23 protein-coding genes are annotated in these 21,463 nt (G+C 68.1%); 11 read left to right on the forward strand and 12 right to left on the reverse strand.

Annotated features, from left to right (window positions below):
• Positions 1-121 precede the first annotated feature (121 nt).
• The 3 genes from C5B85_RS19420 to C5B85_RS15660 all read right to left on the reverse strand — a co-directional run bounded on the left by C5B85_RS19420 (position 122) and on the right by C5B85_RS15660 (position 1,192).
• A complete protein-coding gene (locus C5B85_RS19420) occupies positions 122-388 on the reverse strand; it encodes a hypothetical protein (protein WP_219819427.1) in 267 nt (88 codons plus the stop codon).
• Positions 361-765 carry a hypothetical protein gene (locus C5B85_RS19425; RefSeq protein ID WP_219819428.1) on the reverse strand — a complete coding sequence of 135 codons (405 nt, stop codon included), beginning with the start codon at positions 763-765 and terminating at the stop codon, positions 361-363. Before C5B85_RS19425 ends, C5B85_RS19420 begins: the two co-directional genes overlap by 28 nt.
• A 121-nt stretch (positions 766-886) precedes the next feature.
• Positions 887-1,192: a hypothetical protein gene (locus C5B85_RS15660; RefSeq protein ID WP_104286945.1), complete on the reverse strand. Its 306-nt coding sequence runs from the start codon at positions 1,190-1,192 to the stop codon at positions 887-889.
• A gap of 229 nt (positions 1,193-1,421) precedes the next feature.
• On the opposite strand from C5B85_RS15660, the gene C5B85_RS15665 reads away from it, so the two are divergent.
• A complete protein-coding gene (locus tag C5B85_RS15665) occupies positions 1,422-1,937 on the forward strand; it encodes a GAF domain-containing protein (RefSeq protein WP_258070846.1) in 516 nt (171 codons plus the stop codon).
• A 221-nt stretch (positions 1,938-2,158) separates the two neighbouring features.
• Here the strand turns inward: C5B85_RS15665 and C5B85_RS15670 are convergent, their stop codons facing one another.
• Together C5B85_RS15670 and C5B85_RS15675 are read right to left on the reverse strand one after the other, a co-directional pair.
• Positions 2,159-4,687 (reverse strand): ATP-binding cassette domain-containing protein, encoded by a 2,529-nt coding sequence (locus C5B85_RS15670; protein WP_104286946.1) that lies wholly within the window; start codon positions 4,685-4,687, stop codon positions 2,159-2,161.
• Positions 4,688-4,826: 139 nt separating this feature from the next.
• Positions 4,827-5,663, reverse strand: a complete 837-nt coding sequence (locus C5B85_RS15675; protein WP_104286947.1) for an NAD(P)H-binding protein — start codon at positions 5,661-5,663, stop codon at positions 4,827-4,829.
• Positions 5,664-5,727: 64 nt separating this feature from the next.
• Here C5B85_RS15675 and C5B85_RS15680 point away from each other — a divergent pair, with 64 nt between their 5' ends.
• Positions 5,728-6,060 (forward strand): helix-turn-helix domain-containing protein, encoded by a 333-nt coding sequence (locus tag C5B85_RS15680; protein WP_104286948.1) that lies wholly within the window; start codon positions 5,728-5,730, stop codon positions 6,058-6,060.
• A gap of 46 nt (positions 6,061-6,106) precedes the next feature.
• Here C5B85_RS15680 and C5B85_RS19605 read toward each other — a convergent pair whose 3' ends face one another.
• Both C5B85_RS19605 and C5B85_RS19610 read right to left on the reverse strand, forming a co-directional pair.
• The gene (locus tag C5B85_RS19605) at positions 6,107-6,433 is read right to left on the reverse strand and encodes a CGNR zinc finger domain-containing protein (RefSeq protein ID WP_258070847.1); all 327 of its coding nucleotides are present in this window, start codon (positions 6,431-6,433) and stop codon (positions 6,107-6,109) included.
• Positions 6,434-6,436: 3 nt separating this feature from the next.
• A complete protein-coding gene (locus C5B85_RS19610) occupies positions 6,437-6,628 on the reverse strand; it encodes a hypothetical protein (RefSeq protein WP_258070848.1) in 192 nt (63 codons plus the stop codon).
• 38 nt (positions 6,629-6,666) lie between these two features.
• Here C5B85_RS19610 and C5B85_RS15690 point away from each other — a divergent pair, with 38 nt between their 5' ends.
• On the forward strand, positions 6,667-7,158 hold the full coding sequence (locus C5B85_RS15690; protein ID WP_104286949.1) for a GAF domain-containing protein: 492 nt from the start codon (positions 6,667-6,669) through the stop codon (positions 7,156-7,158).
• A 63-nt stretch (positions 7,159-7,221) separates the two neighbouring features.
• Here C5B85_RS15690 and C5B85_RS15695 read toward each other — a convergent pair whose 3' ends face one another.
• A complete protein-coding gene (locus C5B85_RS15695; RefSeq protein ID WP_146077983.1) occupies positions 7,222-8,400 on the reverse strand; it encodes an MFS transporter in 1,179 nt (392 codons plus the stop codon).
• A 264-nt stretch (positions 8,401-8,664) separates the two neighbouring features.
• Between C5B85_RS15695 and C5B85_RS15700 the strand changes: the two genes are divergently transcribed.
• From C5B85_RS15700 to C5B85_RS15715, 4 genes are all read left to right on the forward strand, one after another.
• On the forward strand, positions 8,665-10,566 hold the full coding sequence (locus C5B85_RS15700) for a beta-glucoside-specific PTS transporter subunit IIABC (protein WP_104286991.1): 1,902 nt from the start codon (positions 8,665-8,667) through the stop codon (positions 10,564-10,566).
• Positions 10,553-12,007: a glycoside hydrolase family 1 protein gene (locus C5B85_RS15705; protein WP_104286951.1), complete on the forward strand. Its 1,455-nt coding sequence runs from the start codon at positions 10,553-10,555 to the stop codon at positions 12,005-12,007. The genes C5B85_RS15700 and C5B85_RS15705 overlap by 14 nt, the downstream gene beginning before the upstream one ends.
• A gap of 89 nt (positions 12,008-12,096) precedes the next feature.
• Positions 12,097-12,924 (forward strand): PRD domain-containing protein, encoded by an 828-nt coding sequence (locus tag C5B85_RS15710; protein WP_104286952.1) that lies wholly within the window; start codon positions 12,097-12,099, stop codon positions 12,922-12,924.
• Between the two features lie 169 nt (positions 12,925-13,093).
• Positions 13,094-13,612 (forward strand): hypothetical protein, encoded by a 519-nt coding sequence (locus C5B85_RS15715; protein WP_104286953.1) that lies wholly within the window; start codon positions 13,094-13,096, stop codon positions 13,610-13,612.
• Here C5B85_RS15715 and nhaA read toward each other — a convergent pair.
• Positions 13,603-14,964 carry a Na+/H+ antiporter NhaA gene (gene nhaA, locus C5B85_RS15720; protein WP_374953106.1) on the reverse strand — a complete coding sequence of 454 codons (1,362 nt, stop codon included), beginning with the start codon at positions 14,962-14,964 and terminating at the stop codon, positions 13,603-13,605. The two genes, C5B85_RS15715 and nhaA, sit on opposite strands and share 10 nt — an antisense overlap.
• A 138-nt stretch (positions 14,965-15,102) precedes the next feature.
• Here nhaA and C5B85_RS15725 point away from each other — a divergent pair, with 138 nt between their 5' ends.
• Both C5B85_RS15725 and C5B85_RS15730 read left to right on the forward strand, forming a co-directional pair.
• Positions 15,103-16,503 (forward strand): TrkH family potassium uptake protein, encoded by a 1,401-nt coding sequence (locus C5B85_RS15725; protein WP_104286955.1) that lies wholly within the window; start codon positions 15,103-15,105, stop codon positions 16,501-16,503.
• A 68-nt stretch (positions 16,504-16,571) separates the two neighbouring features.
• Positions 16,572-16,838: a hypothetical protein gene (locus C5B85_RS15730; protein WP_146077984.1), complete on the forward strand. Its 267-nt coding sequence runs from the start codon at positions 16,572-16,574 to the stop codon at positions 16,836-16,838.
• A 33-nt stretch (positions 16,839-16,871) separates the two neighbouring features.
• Here the strand turns inward: C5B85_RS15730 and C5B85_RS15735 are convergent, their stop codons facing one another.
• The 3 genes from C5B85_RS15735 to C5B85_RS15740 form a co-directional block, all read right to left on the reverse strand.
• Positions 16,872-17,120, reverse strand: coding sequence for a hypothetical protein (locus tag C5B85_RS15735; protein WP_104254691.1), 249 nt, complete (start codon positions 17,118-17,120; stop codon positions 16,872-16,874).
• A gap of 76 nt (positions 17,121-17,196) precedes the next feature.
• Positions 17,197-17,334, reverse strand: a complete 138-nt coding sequence (locus C5B85_RS19290; RefSeq protein WP_181064469.1) for a hypothetical protein — start codon at positions 17,332-17,334, stop codon at positions 17,197-17,199.
• Between the two features lie 11 nt (positions 17,335-17,345).
• Complete coding sequence (locus C5B85_RS15740) at positions 17,346-18,479, reverse strand: glycosyltransferase family 9 protein (protein ID WP_104286957.1); 1,134 nt, start codon at positions 18,477-18,479, stop codon at positions 17,346-17,348.
• 115 nt (positions 18,480-18,594) lie between these two features.
• Between C5B85_RS15740 and C5B85_RS15745 the strand changes: the two genes are divergently transcribed.
• Together C5B85_RS15745 and rfaE2 are read left to right on the forward strand one after the other, a co-directional pair.
• A complete protein-coding gene (locus C5B85_RS15745) occupies positions 18,595-19,935 on the forward strand; it encodes an aldehyde dehydrogenase (RefSeq protein WP_258070849.1) in 1,341 nt (446 codons plus the stop codon).
• Entirely contained in the window at positions 19,932-21,425 is a 1,494-nt protein-coding gene (rfaE2, locus tag C5B85_RS15750) for a D-glycero-beta-D-manno-heptose 1-phosphate adenylyltransferase (protein WP_104286959.1), read from the forward strand. Before C5B85_RS15745 ends, rfaE2 begins: the two co-directional genes overlap by 4 nt.
• Positions 21,426-21,463 lie beyond the last annotated feature (38 nt).

Here is a 21,463-nt window from a genome sequence, read left to right on the forward strand (position 1 = left end):
CAGCATTCGAGCCGGGTCGACCTCTGATCCGAGGAGGAGACGTGAGGGCAGCGGGAAGCGTGAGCACGAGAATCACGGCGCAAGCCGCTACCGCCGCCAAGCCGCTGCTCGCCTGATCCGATCAGAGCAGCCACTCGGCGAGCGGATGGATGAAGTAGCGGAGCGAGTACGCCTCCCAGACCGCCCCCACGATGAGCACGACGAGCGCGAGCACGGCCAACCCGCACATGCTCTGCAAGCCGCGCAGGTAGCCGCGCCTCCGGCCTGGAGCGCCAACCGTCCGCGGGAAGAGCGAACCGCGGCCGAGGAGCCACGCACCGAGCAGCAGAAGGATGTAGGCCTGCAGTTCGATGATGAGCGTCAGCGAGAGCGGATGAGCTGCACCCATGCGATCGGCGAGGTGGGGGCGAGGGTGACGCCGGTTTCCACTGCGAAGTAGGCGAACAGGGCGAGCCCAGCGAACGGCACGACGAGTGACGGCAGGATGATGAAGCCGAGCCCGACCTTGCCGATGTTGACGGCAAGGATCACGAGCGCGAACAGGGGCGGCGTCAGGACGAGCTCCTGCACGAGTTCCGCTGTGCCGTCACCCTCGAGCGTGTCGGCCCGAGCCGACTGGAGTTCCGAGAAGACGATTCCGAGCACGAAGCCGACGGCGGTGAGTCCGTAGGCGATGTTGAGCCAGACGTAGGCGCGCGCGTTGTCGCGGACGAGGCGAAACGGATACCGCCACCGCGGTAGTGACGCAGTGTCACGGATCGACATGACACAGCGTCACCACCGGGACAGCTCGAACTGGCCAGAGTTGGGGAACCATGAACGCAATCGATCTGACCCTCAACGCCGTGATCGCCATCACCGTGACGGTGTGCCTGGCCTACCTCGGCTACTCCGTCTGGGACTTCGGCATCTTCACGACGCTCCCCGCCGAGGTTGCCGGGTTCTTCCTCGACAATGCTGCCTGCAGTACGTTGCGCTCGGCGTGCTCGTTGCGGCGATGCCCGCGAAACTGCCCGTCGGACGCGCGATGCTCGTCCGCGTGGCGGTCCGCGTCCAGGCGCTTGAGAGTGCACCACCACCCCTGCAGACGGTCCGCGTCTGGCAGGCGCCGGGGCATCCACTCCGGCAGGGGCTCGCCGACCGGCCGACTGTTGTGGAGGGCTCTGTCGGCCTTCGGCAGCTCGTCGTTCACAGGCCAATGATGCGAGTGGAACCCAATCAGCCCGTCGCAGCGTCAGCGGCGGGAGCAACGGTCGTCGCTGGGCAAAATCAGCCAAACGCCTCGTGTTCGCTACCACGCTCGGGGCGTCGTGGCTACCGGGTGAATTCAGACGCGTGCCCGCCATACGCTCGAGCCCGAGCAGGGATATGGAGCCAACAGCAGGCTGTGTAGCCCAGGAGTGGAGCCGAGGAGGTCTCTCATGCGACGGGAGCGCTTCGAGCGGGCGCTGGAGACGTTGGCGGCACCCATGCGATCCGTGGAGGGCACAGCACAGCTCTTCCTGCAGACGTTCAGCGTGACGGGGGCGACTGTCTCCACCATCGGCGATCCCTTGGGAAATGCGACCGTGTCAGCGTCGAACGAGGTGGCAGCTCGTGTCGATGAGCTCCAGTTCGACCTGCGTGAGGGGCCATGCTGGGATGCGGTCGCGACGAGGAAGCCGGTGTTGACCGAGAACATGACAGCGCTCCCGCCGCACCGATGGCCGGCATTCACCGCTGCGGTCTCCCGCGAGCCGGTCGGCGCGCTGTTCGCGTTCCCGATGCTCGTGGGGCCCCGTGCGATCGGGGCGGTGCACATGTATTCCAGCAAGCCTGCCGGGTTCAGCCCGATGCAGGTTCGGCAAGCGGTTGTGCTCTCCGCACTGCTCGCCAGGCATGTGCTCCACCTAGGGCATGTCTCGGCTGCGGATACGTCCGCGGAGGAGCGTCGGTAGTCTCGTCGAGCGATTCACCAAGTGTCCGGCCTGCAGAACGCGAACGCTCCTCCGGTTGCCGTCGGACGCGGACTAGTGTTGGTGACCTGCCCTTGCGGGCTTGGTGTGCCGGGAAGTCTGGTCGGCAGCGATCGAACTGTATTGCCTCGGACGCCGCGTACGCAGCTGGCTGTTGTGGAGGGCTCTGTCGGCCTTCGGCTGTTCATTGCCACAGGCCCATGCTAGGAGCGCGGCGGCTTGTGCCTCACGTCCCGAAGCATCGGGGCCAGATATCGCCCAGTCACGCTCTCGGGGCTAATCGACACTTCCTCCGGCGTGCCCGTCGCGACGACGCGGCCTCCCGCGGTGCCGCCACCGGGCCCCATGTCGATGACGTAGTCGGCATTGGCGATCATGTCGAGGTCGTGCTCGATGATGATTACCGTGGCGCCGGTCGCCAGCAGCCGATCGATGACGGCGAGAAGCACTCTCGTATCGAGGGGATGCAGGCCGACGGACGGTTCGTCGAGGATGAAGACGCTGCCGTCGTGCTTACGCCCGAGCTCGGTGGCGAGCTTGAGGCGCTGTGCTTCGCCTCCTGACAGCGCAGGGGTGTCCTCGCCCAGCGTCAGGTAGCCGAGACCGAGTTCGACCAGGGTCCGCAGCTTCCTTGCGAGTCGGGGAAGGCCGGCGAGCATCTCGGCAGCGTCCGAGACCGAGGCCGCGAGCAAGTCCGGCATGCTGCGCTCACCTCCCGCCGTGGCGATCCGGATGGTCTGCGCATCGGGCCGGTATCGGCTGCCGCCGCAGTCGGGACAGGGGATGTCGACGTCCGGCAGGAACTGCACATCCAGCACCACCTGACCGGTGCCCTCGCATCGCGGGCACCGGAGGGAGCCCGTGTTGTACGAGAAGTCACCCGCCTTGAGCCCGCGCTCACGTGATTCAGGAGTCGCGGCGAACAATCGACGCAGTTCATCCAGGACCCCGCTGTACGTCGCCACGGTCGAACGGACGTTCGTGCCGATGGGAGACGCGTCGACGACATTGACTTCGTTGAGGCCCGCAGGGTCCAGCCTTCGCACGTGACTCGGCAGCACCGTGCCACGACGGGCCGCGGCGATCGCCGGCACCAGGCTCTCGAGGACGAGCGTCGTCTTCCCGGACCCTGACATGCCGGTCACCGCGGTCAGGCGCCCCTTCGGGATGCAGACCTGCAGCGGGTGCACGGTGTGCACCGCCGAGGTCTCGAGTCGCACGGTGCCCTGCGCGAAGACGCTCGCCGCGTCGCTCCGCGCCCTGGTGATGGTCTCAGCTCCCGCATCCAGGAACTCGCCGATCAGCGATGCCGGATGGGCGCCGATCTCGGGGACGGTTCCCTCCGCGAGCACGGTGCCTCCAGCCCCGCCGGACCCAGGGCCGATCTCGATCAGCCAGTCCGCCTCGCGGAGCACCTGCACGTCGTGGTCGACGAGCACGACGGAGTTGCCGCCTGCAAGGAGGTCGCGCATCACCCCGATCAGGCCGTCGATGTTGGCCGGATGCAGTCCGATCGAAGGCTCGTCGAGGACGTAGAGCACACCTGTCGTCTCATTGCGCACGGCTCGCGCCAGCTGGACTCGCTGGCGCTCCCCGGTTGAGAGCGTCGAGCTCGCCCGGTCGAGCGTCAGATACCCCAGCCCGAGTTGCAGCAGCCGCTGCCCCATCTCGGCGAACTGCCCGGCGATGAGCCTCGCCATCGGCTGCAGGGTGTCGTGCGTCGACTCCGGAACCGCCGCCACCCACGCGAGGATGCCCTCGAGGTCCTTCCGCGCCGCCTGCGCGATATCGATGCCGCAGACCTCGCTGCCGAGCGCCTGCTCCGAGAGTCGAGTTCCGTGGCAAGCCGTGCACTGATGCGTCGTGATGAAGCGGTTCACACGGGCGATCCCCGCTTCGCTGCTCGCGTTGTCGATCGCCTCGCGAACCGCCTGCCGTGCGTTCCGATACGTGAAGTTGAGGTCGAAGAGCTTGCCGGATCGGGACGGCACTCTGATCTCGCGCTTGACCGGAGCTCCGTCCATGACGATGAGCCGTTCCTGCTCGGTCAGCTCGCGGTATGGCACGTCGATGCGTACCCCGAGCTCCGCGGCGACCTGGGGCATCACGGCAAGACCGAACATCCCCCACGGAGCCACCGCTCCGGCTGCGATCGTCTTCGACGGGTCCGGGACGAGCGCATCGTCATCCACGTCGCGCACGAACCCGGTGCCGCTGCACTCAGGACAGGCGCCATCGGAGTTGAATGCGAGAGACTCCGCACCCGGCGGGGAGAAGCTCACGCCGCACTCGGGGCAGACGAGATCCTTGTTCGCAGCGACATCGATCGTCGGCGCGAGCCGATGCCCGTTCGGACACACATGGGACCCGAGGCGCGAGAACATCACGCGGAGCACGTTGAGCAGCTCAGTTGACGTGCCGAAGGTCGATCGCACACCAGGGATGCCGGGGCGCTGACGGAGCGCCAACGCCGCAGGGACATGCTGAACTGAGTCCACCGTCGCCCGGGTCGCGTGGGTCATGCGTCGCCGCGTGTACGTCGAGAGCGCCTCGACGTAGCGCCGCGAGCCCTCTGCGTACAGAACACCGAGCGCCAGCGACGACTTCCCTGACCCGGAGACTCCCGCTATCGCCACGAGGCGATTGAGCGGGACGTCCACGTCAACGTTCTTCAGGTTATGGACCCGTGCACCTCGCACCTTGATGGAAGTCGGCTGCGTGCGGTTCTCCATTGCGACCTCCCCGGTCTTGTACACCACACAGTAGGTGGCAGTCCTCGGTGGACACACGCGGTCGCCCGTCGTCCGCGAGCGAAGCAGGGAACCCGAGCCCGAAGGCTCCCGGCTTCGCTCGCGTGCTGAACGTGCTCGGTCAGACGCCCATCTGCCCGAGCCAGTCGCTGACGGAACGGGGGCTGATGCTGAGGCGCTGCTGCGCGCTCGCCGCCTCGTCGATGACTTCGTCAGGCTGCGTCGCTCGCCACTTGTAGGAGTCGACGACGGGTGCCGCCCCCGGGCCGATGAGCCTGGCGAGGTCCGTCCCGAAGTCGTCCGGGTCGCGGCTCTCGAAGCTCACGGGCTGCCCGAGGCGTGCTTCGAAGCTCGCCGCGAGGTCTTTGCCGAGCAGACCAGGCAAAGCGCCGACACCGACGATCCCGGTGACCGAGCTGTCGCGCAGAAGGCCGACGACGACATCCGCGACGTCGAGGTGAGAGCTCCAAGAGACCGAGTAGTCGTCGCGGATGGGGTAGCTGAGCACGCCGCGCTCCTTCACCGGTCCCACGACGAACGGCAGCAGGAGGTTCTCGAGGTACAGACGGGGCTGCACGACGGCGGTCGAGATCCCAGCCTCGTCGAGCCTGCGCACCAGCACCGCAAGCGCGCTCTCCGGGTCTTCGAGCGTGTACCCGCTCGTGGAGACCACGACTCGAGCGGGACGGGATGCCGCCGCGGCGTCGGCGACGGCGTTGGCCGCCGCGAGCTGCTCAGCGGGCGACCCGATGGGCAGGTGCACGAACACCCCGTCGACGCCGCGGTAGGCGCTGGTCAGCGAGGCGGTGTCGGTGAAGTCGACGGCAATAGCCGACCCGGGCCCCTCGTAGGTGCTCGGCGTGCGGACAGCGGCGGTGACGTCGAGGCCGGCAGCGGCGAGAGCTGCGGCAACGGGGGCACCCTGGGCGCCAGTGGCGCCGTGGATCAGATAGGTCATGTACCCATTAGTGCACACGGTGCATCGGTTACGTCAACTGCACTAAAGGCCTATGCTCGAACCCATGTCCCGGTGCGACGATCTCCCAGAGTGCGGTGTGGCCCGCTTTCTCATCCTCCTCGAGGGCCCCTGGGCCACCCTGATCGTGCGGGAGCTGCTCCACGGCCCCCTCCGATTCACCGAGATCAAGGACCACCTCCCCGGTATCAGCGCGCACACACTCACGAACCGACTGCGGCGCTTCGAGGCGAGCGGACTCGTCACCCGGACGGCTTACCCGGAGATCCCGCCGCGAGTCGTCTACGAGCTGACCGAAGTGGGCGAGCAGCTGAGGACCGTGCTCGACGCGATGAACGCATGGGCGCTGTCGGTGCCCGAGGTTGTCGACGCCGACTGAGCCCGCCGGGGCCTCTGACCCCCCTGGGAAGCGGATGTGCCGGTCGTCAGCAGCGCTGACGGTAGCGGTCGACGGCGTCGTCGTTCCCGCACCGTGTCGAGCAGTACCGACGCGTCGCGTTCCTGCCGACGTCGACGAACACCTGCTCGCATCCGCGCCGGGAGCAGACACCGAGACGGGTGCCACGCGACTCGGTCAGGAAGATCGCCAGACCTCCCGCCGTGACGGCCCGGACCCTGACCAGGAGGTATTCGCTGTCCGGGGCGAAATGCAGGTGAGGGTCGAGACCGTCGTGCGTACTCAGGTAGACACCCTTGCTGGCCCCGAGCGCGAGAAGCGCGTTGACCTCGTCGTAGCGCGTCCGCGCATCCAAGCCCTAGAAGACCCGACGGAGCAATCGAGCCCAGTCGAGCACGCCATCGACGAATGTGGGCAGCGCTGCGCGCCCGCGGATCCCGTGCAACTCGAGCGGCGCACCGATGCGCGCTTCTGGACCATCACTGGCCCCGGAGTTGACGAGCTCGGCGGCGAGCAGCGCACCCGTCATGTTGTCATGGTTGAACTGCATTGACCTATTGCACCACAGTGGGGGACGTGGGAATCGTCATGACTGCGATCGTGCCCGTGCTGCTGACGCTCATCGGCGGTGCGGTCCTGCGGCGCACCATGCTGAGGTCCGGCGAGTTCTGGAGCGGCCTCGAACGCCTCACGTACTACGTGCTCGGTCCCGCGCTCTTCGTCACCTCGAGGAAGCCGGTGCTAACCGAGAACCTCGCGGCGCTTCCTGCGCACCGGTGGTCGGCATTCAGGGATGCGGTCTCGCGCGAGCAGGTCGGTGCGCTGTTCGCGTTCCCGATGTTCGTCGGACCCCTGCCGATCGGGGCGGTGGACATGTACTCGAGCACGCCGTCGGGGTTCAGCCCGATGCAGGTGCGGCAGGCGGTCGTGCTCGCAGACCTGCTCGCGAAGCTGGTCCTGCGTCTGTCCCAAGCCTCCGCCGCCGACGCGCCGAAGGAGGACCGTTGGAGATCTCATCGCGTCCAGGGAGCGCTCGTGAGTCACGGCCCACGCGGCAGTCGGTATCCTTCTGGCCAGTGATATGGGGCAGGCGGGCACGGTGCACGAGCTGCTGCAGAGCTCGCCCGCCAGCTCGGTGCGGACTCACCCGGACAGGTCCCGGAGCCTCGGCGCACGCCAGTGCATGAGAAGCGCAGCGAGGCTCAGGAGCGTCGCGAACACGGCGAGCACGATCTCCGTCGGCAGGACACCGCCGAGCAGCCCGATCGTGAGCACTGCTGAGGCCGACGCGGCATAGGTGGCGACGGCGAACTTCGATGCGAGCACGCTCTGCAGCTTTGGCGTAGCTCCCCGCGTCAGGTGCACGAGCGACGTCCGGTACGCCACGGCCCCTCCCCCACCGACGAGCGCCAGCGCGATGAAGGCAAGCGCATTGCTCGTGGTCAGCACCGAGGTCACCGCCAGCGCAGCGCCGACGGCGAAGGCGAGGTGACCGCTCGCCCCGGGAAGCAAGCGCCCGAGCGGCACGCTTCCGAGCTGGGCGATGGCCGCGGCCACAAGCATCGTGACACTTCCCGCGAACTGCGCCGCTGGCATGGCGGCGTCAGCGAAGATCGTCGGCGCGTACACGACGCCGACGCTGAGCCCTGTCCACACGAAGGCGGCACGCAGGATCGTCCCCACGTCTGCGCGCGTCAGTCGATGAGATGGCGCGGCACCGGTCGTGCTCCTCGGCGGTTCACCCTGCGGCACCCGTGTCCCTGCCCGTGCCCGGAGCAGGAGGAGAAGCGCAACGGCGAGCAGTAGCGAGACTCCGGCACCCGTGACGTACATGCGCATCACGCCGGCGGTGCTCTCGACCGCCGCCACGCCCTGCGCGATGGCAGTGCCGACGACCGCGCCGACGAGGTTCCCCGTAGCGGCCAAGCCCCGCCCGCGCCCCTGCAGCGCCTCGACGACCAGACCTGCCGCGCCACCGGTGGCGAGCCCGACCGCGATACCTGTTGCAGCCCGCCCCGCGAGGATCTGCCAGGCCACGGGCGACGCGAGAAGCGCATTCGCGCAGGCGGCGACCAGCAGCGCCACGACCAAGGCCGCACCCGGCGACACGCGCACGCGGGAGAAGCCGACCACCAAGAGGGTCAGGACCGCCGCGGACACGTAGGCCACGAATGTCAGCGAGACTCCGAGCGGGCCCAGCGGAACCTCGACCCGGAGCATCGGAAGCAGCGGGTTGATGCTGTTGGCACCCGCGATCACGAAGCCGAATGCGAGGGCCGCAACCACCGCCAGGGCACGCTCCCTGGTGCTGGGATTCGTCAAGGGGACTCCAGTCGTCGCTCTCCGATCGGATCGCGAAGGCCCCGTAGGTCACCTGGCGTGAAGGTGCCACGCACGCACCATGCTGAGGCCGAGTGTACCTCCGAACCGACGGTGGACACCGATCCGGGATCCGTGTATGTTCATGCAACGGACATGTGACTGGTCATGCAGGCAGGATCCGATTGTTGCTCTTCAGAGCTAACGGTCGGGTCCTTTTTTGTTGCCCGGATGCGGTCCCCCGGAGTTCCAATGGAGGAGCACAACATGAATATCAGCGCAGAGGCAGCCGAGATCCTCGAGCACGTCGGCGGGAGCAGCAACGTGTCTGCCCTGCAGCACTGCTCGACCCGTCTGAGGTTTACCCTCGCCGACGACAGCACCGTCGACGAGTCGGCGCTCAAGTCCATCCCGGGCGTGCTCGGCGTCGTCCGAGGCCCGCAGACGCAGGTCATCGTGGGAGGACGAGTTCTCGAGTACTACCGAGCGGTTGAGAAGCTCCGCTCCGGGTCACCGACCGCCGCCGCGGCCGAGAAGACCCGAACCCCGTGGACCGTCAAGCGGGTCGGCTCAAAGGTGCTGGACTTCGTCGTCAGCGTCTTCGTGCCCATCATCCCCGCGATCGCGGGCGCCGGCATCTTCAAGTCGCTGCTCGTCCTGGCAGCGGCCCTTGGCTGGATCGACCGCGAGACGGACTCGTATGCGCTCATCTCCGCCGTCCCCGACGCGGTGTTCGCCTTCCTGCCGCTCCTCGTCGCCTACACCACGGCCAAGAAGCTCGACGTCAATCGCCCGGTGGCGCTCGGCACGGTGGCGCTCCTGCTCTTCCCCGCCTTCACGGCCCTCGTGAGCCAGGAAGGCGGCACAGCGCTGTTCGGGATCCCCGTCCCCGTCGTCAACTACAACTCGCAGGTGTTCCCGGCAATCCTCGCCGTGCTGCTGCTCTGGGGCACCGAGCGCTTCTTCACGAAGTTCTCCTGGCCGCCCATCCGAACGTTCTTCGTGCCCCTGATGTGCTACCTCGTCGTGGCACCCGCGACCGTCTTCCTCATCGGCCCGCTCGGCTTCGAGATCGGCGACCTCTTCGCCGGCGTGCTCTTCAACTTCCACAACACCTTCGGGTGGATCGCCGTCGCGCTCCTCGCCGCCATCCTGCCGTTCCTCATCTCGGTCGGCATGCACAAGCCGCTGCTGCCGCCGACGATCACGACGATGGCGACCTACGGCAAGGAGAGCTTCTACCTGACCGCCTCACTCGCCCACAACATCTCCGAGGCGGGGGCGAGCTTTGCCGTGGCCCTCCGCACCCGCAACCAGGGGCTCCGGGCGATCGCCGTGTCAGCTGGCTTCTCAGCCCTGTTCGGCGTCACCGAGCCCGCCCTCTACGGCGTGACGCTGCAGAACCGTCGAGCCCTCATCGCCGTTCTCGCCGGCGCCATCACCTCCGGCGCCTACCTCGGCATCACGTTCGTCGACACGTTCGCGATCGTCAGCCCTGGCTTGGCCAGCATCTCCATGTTCATCGACTCGCTTGACCCGTGGAACCTCATCCATGCGCTGATCGGTCTCGTGATCGGCCTCGTGGTCTCCTTCGTGGTCGGGGTTGTCCTCTGGAAGGACTCGGACTCCGGCACCCTGCGAGTCCTCGGCCAGGCCGAGAGCCAGCCGCTGGACGCTTCGGACGACACGGTCTCACTCGCCATCGTGGCTCCCATGAAGGGCGAGGTCGTCGAGCTCTCATCCCTCGAAGACGGGGTCTTCTCATCTGGAGTCCTCGGAGAAGGCGTCGCGATTCGCCCCGCTGACGGACGTGTCGTGGCCCCCGTCACAGGAACCGTCACCTCCATGCTGGACTCACGGCATGCCATCGGCATCCGCACCGACGACGGCATCGAAGTCCTCGTCCACGTGGGCATGGACACCGTGGCGCTCGACGGCGCGCCCTTCACGACGCACGTCGCGCAAGGCGACCGCGTCGAAGCGGGACAGCCCGTCATCGACGCCGATCTCGACGCGATCAGAGCAGCCGGACTGGACACCATCACACCTGTCGTCGTCGTGAACGCAGCAGGCAGAGACGTGCGATTCAAGACGGGTAAGCACATCGAGCGCGCAGCACAGCTCATCGAACTCACCACCATCAAGGAGACCGCAAATGGCACTGTCTGACACATTCCTCTGGGGCGGCGCACTCGCCGCTAACCAAGCCGAAGGCGGCTGGGGAGAAGACGGGCGAGGCTGGGTCGTCACCGACGTGCTCCGCCGGCACCCGAACGCCGACAACGACGACTTCGCGGCACTCCACGCGGTCACGCTGGAGAGCATCGCCGAAGCCAAAGCCGACCCCGACCCCACGTACTTCCCGAAGCGGCGAGGCATCGACTTCGTGCACCGCTACCGGGAAGACCTCGCGCTGTTCGCCGAGATGGGCTTCTCCGTCCTCCGTGTCTCGATCCTCTGGTCGCGCCTCTACCCGACCGGTGAGGAGCTGGAACCCAACGAAGCCGGTGTCGCCTACTACCTGGACCTGTTCGAGGAGATGCAGCGCCTCGGCATCCAGCCGCTCGTCACCCTCTCGCACTTCGATGCCCCCCTTGAACTGGCCGTGACGCGCAACGGCTGGCTCGATCGAGCAACCATCGCCCTGTTCGAGCGCTTCGCCCGCACCTGCTTCGAGAAGTTCGGGCACCTCGTGAAGATGTGGATCTCCTTCAACGAGATCGATGGCATGGAGCGCCACCCCTTCACCTCCGGTGGGATCATCGAGGAGACAGTAACGGAGACCTCGATCACGCAGGCCTGCTACACGGCGCTGCACCACCAGTTCGTCGCCGGGGCCTCGGCCACCCGCATGCTGCGGGAGCTGCACCCGGACGCCCAGATGGGGTGCATGATCACGATGCTCACCACCTATCCCCGCACCTGCCACCCCGACGATGTCGCAGCGACGCGCGCCAAGGAGCGCCTCCTCTATATGTGCTCGGATGTGCAGGCCGGCGGTTCGTACTCGCCGATCGTGCTGCGCCAGCTCGCGGAGATGGGCGTCACGGTTCCGTTCGAGGAGGGCGATGCCGAGCTCCTCCGCGAGAACACCGCGGACTTCGTCTCGTTCAGCTACTACATGTCGATGACCGAATCCGTCGACCCCAATGCAGAGCGCACTCCGGGCAACACGGTGCTCGGCGTGAAAAACCCTTACCTGGGTTCTTCCGAGTGGGGGTGGCAGATCGACCCCATCGGGCTGCGCATCTCACTGCTCGACCTCTACGACCGCTACCGTAAGCCGCTCTTCATCGTCGAGAACGGGCTCGGGATGCGCGACACGGTCGACGCGGATGGCCGCATCCGCGACGACTACCGCGTCGAGTACTTCCGAGCGCACTTCGAGCAGATGATCCAGGCCGTCGACGAGGGCGTGGACCTGATGGGGTACACGAGTTGGGGCCCGATCGACCTCGTAAGCTCGTCGACGTCGCAGATGAGCAAGCGGTATGGCTTCATCCACGTGGACCTGGACGACCTCGGCAACGGCACCTTGGAGCGCCGACGCAAGGACTCGTTCCACTGGTACCGACAGGTCATCGAGTCCAACGGCTCGAATCTCAACTGAGTTGATCGGCTGAGCTGAGCGCAGCACGGCTCAGCTCAGCCCTCTCAGCTCGAGAGCAGAAACTACTAGCGGCGTCAAAGGAGACCCCCGTGCCCGCCATCAAGAAAGTCCTCAACTCCAGTGTGGTCCTCGTCGTCGACGACCGCGGCGTCGAGCGTGTCCTCCTGGGCAAGGGGATCGGGTACGGGCAGAAGCCGGGCGACGAGGTCTCACCGGCCATCACCGACCAGGAGTTCATCTCGCTCCCGGATGCGGACCACCGGAACCTCGTCGAGCTGCTCGCGCAGATCCCGGCCGAGTACGTGGAGCTGACGAGGGAGATCGCCGCAGATGCGGCTCGAGCGGGACTGACCCTCGATCCACACGTGTACCTCACCCTCACCGACCACCTGCACTTCGCCGTGGAGCGACACCGACAGGGATTGATGCTCACCAACAGGCTCGCGTGGGAAGTGCGAACGGTCTACCCAGACCATCACGCGGTCGGCGTGAGCGCCCTCGAACATGTCGAGCGGCGGCTCGGAGTGCGACTCGGCGAGGAGGAAGCGGCCAATGTGGCCTTCCACCTCGTCAACGCCGACACCGGGAAGCCCGGGGGCGACTCCATGCGGGTCGTCGATCTCATCGCGAAGGTCACCAGCATCGTGACCATGACGTCGGCGGTGCGCGTTTCACGCAAAGATCTCCACGCATCCCGCTTCCTGACGCACCTGCAGTTCTTCGCCGAACGGTTCTTCGCCGGCCAACTGCTCGCCGGCGACGACTTCCTGTTCAGGAACCTCAGCGAGCGCGCCCCGCGCGCGATCGCCACCGCGGAGCGGGTTCGGACGTTCATTCGCGAAGCGCACGGGGTCGAGTTGCCCGATGAGGAAGTGGCCTTCCTCGCGGTGCACATCGCCCGCGCATCCCCGGAGTGACGCCTCCGGGGGCGGGCAGGGCGAGCGCCCTGCCCGCCCGCGGCCGATGCTCTCCCGTTCTCGCCGGACTCGGACTAGTGTTGGCCTCCTGCCCTTGCGGGCTTGGTGTGCCGGGAAGTCTGGTCGGCAGCGATCGAACGATCGTTTCGCAGAAGAACGGACCCCACCTATGCCCCGCCCCACGCTCCTCTTCGGCGATCAACTCTCCCACCTGCAGGTGTTCGCCGCCTCGCCCGCGGTGGTCGACTGCCGAGCCGAACGGCCCGCGTCGCTCACGCTGAGCGCGCGAGCGTTCGTGGTGGCCATCGACATCCGAACGTCATCGACACCGCAGACCGCGCGTCGGCAGCTGAAGGCCGTCCTGAAGGATGCGGTCGTCGAAGCGCGACGCTACGGGCAGTTCGCGCACTTCATCGTGGTGTACGCGGCGGATGCGACGGACCGTCGGCTTGACTCGGCGGCCGCCGGCCTGGCGATGCGCGTGCACGCGTCACTTGAGCGCGAGCTCGGCGAATCCGTCGACGTGGTCCTGCTCGACGTCACCGGCTGCGAGTCACCCGAAGGGCTGAGCCGCCGGCTCGCCGCGCACATCCAGCGCCCCGCCGGAACAGCGTCTGACAGTGCGCTGCGATGGCGGGACGTGGAAGAGCGCAGCATCGCAGCAGCCGCGATGAGCGACTACTTCTGAGTCTGATCCGTGGCCGTCTGGAACACGTCCGGGATGCCGTCGCCATCCGCGTCGACGCGCTCCGCCTCGCTCAGCCGCCGGTACTTGCGGTTCCGCGCGCCCAGGATGACCGCTGCCGCGGCCGCCGCGATGACGGAGGCAAGCAGGATCGCGACCTTCGCGTGATCCTGTTCCGGGGACCCTGCCGGGAAGCTCAGCTCGGCGATCAGGAGGGAGACGGTGAAGCCGATTCCCGCCAGCAGCGCCACCCCCGTGATATCGATCCACCGCAGCTGCGGGTCGAGCGTGAATCGCTTCGACCGGGTGACGAGCCACGTCGTGCTGACGATCCCGATGGGCTTGCCGAGCACGAGCGCCGCGACGACACCGATCGTGACCGGGTCCGTGAGCGCGGACAGGAAGCCGTCGGCACCTCCCACGGCGACCCCTGCCGAGAAGAACGCGAAGATCGGGACGGCGATGCCCGCCGAGATCGGACGGAAGCGGTGCTCGAACTCCTCCGCGAGACCAGCACGGTCGGGTGTCTCCGACCCCTTCCCCTGCAGGACGGGGATCGTGAAGGCCAGCAGGACCCCTGCGATGGTGGCGTGGATGCCGGAGGCGTGCAGGAACGCCCAGGCGACGACGCCGATGGGCAGCAGCACGAGCCACGCGGCGAACGCGTGACGGTCGAAGAGGCTCCGGTAGCGCTGCGCGATGACGCCGTACACGGCGATGACCCCCAAGGCGACCAGCAGCGGCACCAGGTCGATGGTGTCCGTGTAGAAGATCGCGATGATGCTGATCGCGAGCAGGTCGTCCACGACGGCCAGTGTGAGGAGGAAGATCCGGAGCGGGCTCGGCAGATGCGAGCCGATGAGCGCGAGGACGGCGACCGCGAAGGCGATGTCGGTGGCGGTGGGGATGGCCCAGCCGCCGAGCAGCTCAGGCGAGCGCGCGACGACGAGCGCGTAGATGCCCGCTGGCACCGCGACGCCGCCAATAGCTGCCGCGATCGGCACTGCCGCCGTCCGGAAGCTGCGCAGGTCCCCGGAGACGAACTCGCGCTTGAGCTCGAGACCGACCATGAAGAAGAAGATCGCCAGCAGGCCGTCGGCGGCCCAGGCCCCCAAGCTCAGCTCCAGGTGCCAGGGCTCGTACCCGATGCGGAAGTCGCGCAGCGCGAAGTAGCTGTCAGCGGCGGGCGAGTTGACCCACACGACGGCGACGACGGCCATGACGGCGAGGAGCACTCCCCCGACGGTCTCCTTGCGGAGGATGTCGCCGATGCGGCGGGATTCGCGGTAGCTTCCTCGAGCCGGAACGGCGACCGGGGTCTGCTCGGTGGTCGGGGACGGCGTTTCGGACACGATGGTGCTCCAGACGGGTTCGACGACAGGACATCGTCGACCAGGCTTCCCGACACACCGCGGCACAGTTTACCGTCGTGAACCTGATGCATCGACCAGAATCAGCAGCTCGTGGCAACGAGCAGGCGACGGAGGAGAACGATGTTCGGCAGTGAGCCCGCCCCCGTTGCGGGGGCAGCACCGACGACCGGGTCGTGGTTCTCCCGAGCGCTCAACCGATTCGTCACCCGCTGGCCCGCTCGAGCGGCAGTGCTGGTGTTCGTCATCGCCGCGCTGGTCTTCGCGGGCCTTCTTTCACTGCCGATCGCTGCCGCCGACGGAACAGCGACGGCCTTCCACGACGCGCTCTTCACTGCCGTCTCCGCGGTCACCGTGACCGGGCTGACCACGGTGAACACTGCCGAGCACTGGTCGCTCTTCGGTGAGATCGTCATCCTCTTCGCCGTGCAGACGGGTGGCCTCGGAGTGGTGACGCTGGCGCTGCTGCTGGCGCGGATCGTGACGCGGCGGCTCGGCGTCGGAGGGAAGGTGTTCGCGCAGGAGGTCATCGGCGCGTCCGGGCTCGGGGATGTGTGGCGGCTGCTCCGCGTGGTGCTGCTGACCACGTTCACGATCGAGGCCGCCCTCATGGTGGTGCTCGTTCCGGCGTTCACCGCAACCGAGGGGTCGTTCGGCCTCGGCCTCTGGCACGGGCTGTTCTACGCGGTGTCCGCGTTTGGCAACGCCGGCTTCACCCTGCACGCGGAGGGGCTCGCCACCTTCGACGGGAACTTCGCGATCCTCATCCCGATCATGGTCGGCGTGTTCGTCGGCAGCCTCGGCTTCCCCGTCTTCCTCAACCTGATTCGAGCGCGTTGGGTGCGGAAGCAGTGGACGCTGCACACGAAGCTCACGTTGGCGACGACACTCATCCTCTTCGCTCTCGGCGCCGTCGGCTGGTGCGTCGCTGAATGGAACAACCCCGCCACCATCGGCGAGCGCTCGGTGCCGGACAGCATCTTCCACGGGCTCTTCGCGTCGGTCATGATGCGCTCCGGCGGCTTCTCGATCGTCGACCCCGCCATGTCGTCGCCGACAGCCTGGCTGTTCACGGATGCGCTCATGTTCGTGGGCGGCGGGTCCGCCTCGACCGCCGGCGGCATCAAGGTCACCACGCTCGCCGTCCTGTTCCTCGCGATCGTCGCCGAAGCCCGAGGCACCAAGCACGTGAACGTGGCGGGCCGCCGCATCCCGGTCAGCACGCAGCGCCTCGCGATCAGCGTCACCTTCCTCGGGGCCACGCTCGTGCTCGTCTCCACGTCCATGATCATGCTGACGAATCCGGTCGGGCTCGACCGAGCGCTCTTCGAGGTCATCTCGGCATTCGCGACCTGCGGGCTCTCCATCGGCCTCTCCGAAGAGCTCAACCCCTTCGGCAAGTACGTGCTCTCCGTGCTCATGCTCATGGGTCGAGTCGGTCCGATCGCGCTCGCGACGGCGCTCGCCGTGCGTCAGCGCAACGTGCTCTTCACCCTGCCGGAGGAGCGCCCGGTCATCGGGTAGCCGCGCGCCGGCACCTCGAAGGACCCGAGCTTTAGGAAGAGGCCACTACAGTGCCGACCATGCAGTCCATGCGCAATGAGAGCAAGCGGAACGCCGGAACCTTCGGGCTGGTCCTGTTCATAGTTGGCCTGGTCTTCACGATCGTCTCCGCCGTGCTCCTGGTGACGGGCAACGCCAGCTGGCTGAATGCGGCCACTGGAGTGTGCGTCACGGCTGTCGGCTTCTCCAGCTACTCCAGCGGCCGGAAGGAGAGGCGCCAGCAGGAGTTGGAGAACGACGCCCGCGAGGCCCGTGAGCGCGAGGCCGGCTACGGCTCAGGTGCCCCTGAGCTGTGATCGGATGTCGGCGTCGGCAGGGCGACCGTGGCGTCAGCTCGAGGACAGGTCAGGGGCTGCGACCGGGGCGGCATGCCCGCCGGCGGCCATGATCTCGTCGACCAGCCCCTGCGCGGTGGTCGCGACGATCTGGAAGTGGTCGCGTTCGGCAGTGGTGCTCTCCTCGCGCTCGACGCTGTCGAGGGCCGCATCGGCGTAGTCCTGGAGCGCGCTGACGAGGACCGCGTGGCGGTCCTCGTCCGTCAGGTCGAGTGTCACGAGGTGGGGAGTCTGCTCAGTCATGGCGGCAGTCTCCCACCCTCACCCGAACCGAATGTGAGTCTGCACCCGGAGGGCAGAGTCGCTCGCCGAAGGGGCGTCAGGCCGACTCCTGCACCCGCCACGTCGCGGAGCGGCGGCGCGACCCGATGCGCTCGATGGCGCCGATCGGGACGTCGCAAAGTTCCCGTTCGTCGGTCAGTTGATCGCCGTAGTCGTCTAATCGTCCACTGCTCATCTCTCGCTCCTCTAGTCGGAGCGTCGTCCGGAGCGAGCGGCCCCCAGCAGCGACAGCACCTCGGCGAGCACCTCCTCGACCGCCACGTCGGCGACGAACGACACGTCGTGCTCGCAGCGCGGCGCCGTCCAGCCGACCTGCGTCGAGTCGCGCCCGCACACCGGGCAGGCAGTCACCCAGGAGAGCAGCGCCCGGTGCCTGCCCCGGCCCAGCGGTCCGGCGTTGATGAGATTCCCGAACCAGAAGATGCCGACGGTCCGCGCGCCGACCGCGAGCGCGAGATGCCGCGGCCCACTGTCGTTGCCGAGCACCACATCGCAGGAGGCGAAGACCCCAGCCAGCTCCGAGAGGGTGAGCTGCGCGGAGCAGTCCACCAGCAGACGACGGGCGGCGTCATCGAGATCCTGACCCGCCATGCGGATGATGTCGGCGGCGAGTGCCGCATCCTCTCCCTCGCCGACGAGCACGACCCGGACGCCTCGACGAGCGAGCAGCGCAGCGATCTCGCCGAACTTCTCCGTCGGCCACCGTCGACGCGGGTCCGTGGCCCCGGGATGCACGACCACGGTCGGCGCACCGGCACCACGGACGACTCTTCCCCGCGCGAGCTCACCCTCGGAGACCGCCAGCTCGGGCTCGAGGGCGACGGCCGGGGCACCTGCGAGACCCGCCACCTCGAGGGCCCGCAGCATCTCGTGCTGGTAGTAGACGTACTCGAGGTTGCGCTCCAACTGCGCCGCGTCCGACGTGCGGGTGCCGATCGTGTGCCTGGCCCCGAGCGCGAGCAGGAACGGGTTCGAGTACCTGCCGCCGCCGTGCACCTGCACGGCCAGGTCATACCGTTCGGCGCGCTGCGCCTCCAGAAAGCGAGCCACCTCCGCCGAGTCGACGACCGCGTCCGGGTCCACGCCGACCCCAGGCACCGGTGGGAGCACGACCACGCGATGCGGCGCGCCAGGACGATCCTCGAGGAGCTCCTTCGCGAGCCGCGTCCCCAGCAGCGTGACCTCCGCATCCGGGTACGCCGAGGCGAGCGCCTGCATGGCGGGCAAAGCGAACAGCACGTCCCCGAGACCGCCGGCGCGCAGCACGGCGATCTTTCGGACGTCATCGAACCGGGGAGCTGGAGGGGCGATCGCAGACATGCCTCAATGCTCCCTCCCCCGATCGTGTCAAGGGGGCAATTTTCCCAAGGTGACTCACGTAGAAGGGAAGGGACGCGACCTCACCAGCACGAGACCACGAGCCACGGAGAACGCAGTGACCCCCTCATCAGCAGCACCCAGTCGATTCCGCGCGGACCACGCGCGACTGACGATCACCGACCCACGCGACGGCAGCACGGTCGGCAGTCTCGCCACCGACGGCGCCGACCAGGTGCGCGCCGTCGTCACCCGCGCGGCGGCCACCCTTCTCGACGAGCACGCCGAGGAGCTCGCGGATCTCGAGCAGCGCGAGAACGGCCGCCTCCGCGGCGCATCCCTCGGCGGTATCCGCGCAGCGGTCGACACCCTGCGCCAGTACGCGGAGCTCGGCCCACTCCACCGAGGCAGGAGCCTGCGCGGTGCCCTCGGCTCCATCGACCTGACCCGTGCCGAGCCCCGCGGGATCGCCGCCGTCATCACCCCATGGAACGACCCCATCGCCGTGACCGCCGGCCTCATCGGAGCCGCCCTCGTCACCGGCAACGTCGTCATCTCCAAGCCGAGCGAACGCTGCCCGCACCTTGGCTTGCGCCTCGTGGAGATTCTGAGCGACTGCTTCCCCCTGCATGTCCTGCAGGTGCTGACCGGTGCGGGGGAGGTCGGTGAGACACTCATCACCGCCCCAGGCGTCGAGATCGTCGCGCACGTCGGCTCGACCGCCGCCGGTGAGCGCATCGCGAGGGTCACGGCGCTCACCGGCGCGCACCTCATCCGCGAGAACGGCGGCAACGACGCCCTCGTCGTCGACGCCGACGTCGACCCCCGCTGGGCCGCATCCCAGGCCGCCATCGGCGCGTTCACCAACAGCGGCCAGATCTGCACGGCCGTCGAGCGCATCTTCGTGCACCGGGACCTCGCCGACGAGTTCCTCACGGCCCTCACCGCTGAAGCCCGCAAGCGCAACGAGGAGGGCGCACTCGCCCCCCTCGTCGACGAGCGGATGCGAGCGGAGGTGCAAGAGCAGGTGCGAGCATCCGCGAACGAGGGCGCGCGGATCCTCGAAGGCGGTGACATCCCGGACGGTCCCGGCGCGCACTACCCGGCGACAGTGCTCACCGGCCTCCACCCCTCCATGCCGCTCTTCAGCGAGGAGACGTTCGGGCCGGTCGCCCCGGTCATGGTCGTCGACAGCTTCGAGGAAGCGCTGCGGCGAGCCGCCGACGACAGCTACGGGCTGCAGGCGACCGTGCTGACGGACAGCATGGCCAACGCCGCACTCGCCGTCGACGCGCTCCCCGTCGGCACCGTCAAGGTGAACGCGGTCTTCGGCGGAGCACCGGGCGGATCCGCCGAACCTCGAGGGCGCAGCGGTTCGGGCTTCGGGTACGGGCCGGAGCTGCTCGATGAGATGACGACCGTGAAGGTCGTGCACGTCGAATCGGCGGTCCGTCGATGACCGTGAGGCTCGCATCGGCCGTGCGCGACATCTCGGACCGGAACCCCACGGTCGCCGTCATCGGCGACTACCTCCTCGACGGGTGGTGGAGCGGGCACACGCAGCGCATCGCACGCGAAGCGCCAGCCCCAGTCGTGGACGTCGACACCCGCACGCACACCCCCGGCGGTGCCGCGAACACGGCACTCAACCTCGCGGCCCTCGGCGCGGAAGTCCTCGCCGTGGGGCTCGTCGGCGATGACGATGCGGGAACCCTGTTGCGGGAGCGCCTCGCGGACGCGGGCGTCGACGTGTCCCGCCTGCGACCCGTCAGCGCGGCCCGCACCACCACGAAAGTCCGGGTCTCGGTCGACGACCAGCTCCTCGTGCGCCTCGACGACGGCCAGGTCGACGCATGGCCACAGCGCGAGCTCGACGCCCTCCTCGACGCGACACTCGACGCGAGCGTGCTCGCCGACGCGCAGCTGTTCTGCGACTACGGCTCCGCCATCTTCACCGCCGGCACGATCGAGCAGCTCGCCCGCCACCCTCGGCCGAAGCTCCGCGTCGTCGACGCCCACGACCCCACTCGGTGGCGAGCGCTGCCACCGGACATCGTCACCCCGAACGCTGCGGAATCGGCCGCCGTCATCGGCACCAGCCTCGGCGACGGGGAAGCCCGCGTCGCCCAGGTCCTCGCCAACGCCACGACCCTCTTCCAACGAACCGGCGCATCCGGCATCATCGTCACGCTCGACCGCAGCGGCACCCTCCTGCTCCGGCAAGGGACCGAACCGCACCGGACCCACGCGCACCCCGTCTCCGAGAAGCAGGCGTCAGGGGCCGGTGACGTCTTCGTCGCAGCCGTCACGATCGCCAGCGCCGCAGGCCTCCCCCTCGAGATCGCCGCCGAACTCGGACAGCAGGCCGCGGACATCGCCGTCCGCAAGTCCGGCACCTGCGTATGCACCCTCGACGAGCTCCGCAGCTCGGTGAACGAGGCCGGCGACGCGACCATCGCACTCGACGATCTCGCGGCCCTCCTCGAGGGTCACCGAGCCGCGGGCGAGCGCATCGTCTTCACCAACGGATGCTTCGACGTGCTGCACCGCGGCCACACCACCCACCTGCGGCAGGCTCGACGACTCGGTGACGTGCTCGTCGTGGCCGTCAACAGCGACAGCTCGGTGCGACGCCTCAAAGGCGCGGACCGGCCCATCAACTCGGCCGCCGATCGCGCGACACTGCTGGCCGAGCTCGCCTGTGTCGACTACGTGCTCATCTTCGACGACGACACCGCCGACACCCTCATCAGGAGGCTCCGCCCCGACGTGTACGTCAAAGGCGGCGACTACACGCCGGAGATGCTCACCGAGACCGCAGCCATCAGGGCCGTCGGCGGTGAGATCGAGATCCTCGACTACATCGAGACGCACTCCACATCGCAGCTCTTCGGGCGCATCAGGGCCAGCGAGCAGCATCCGTCCCCGACGAAGGGCGGGACCGCGTGACCACGACCTCACCTGCCACCACAACCGCGTCCACGACC

It is taken from the genome of Pseudoclavibacter sp. AY1F1 (assembly GCF_002931075.1).
Classification (GTDB): domain Bacteria; phylum Actinomycetota; class Actinomycetes; order Actinomycetales; family Microbacteriaceae; genus Pseudoclavibacter.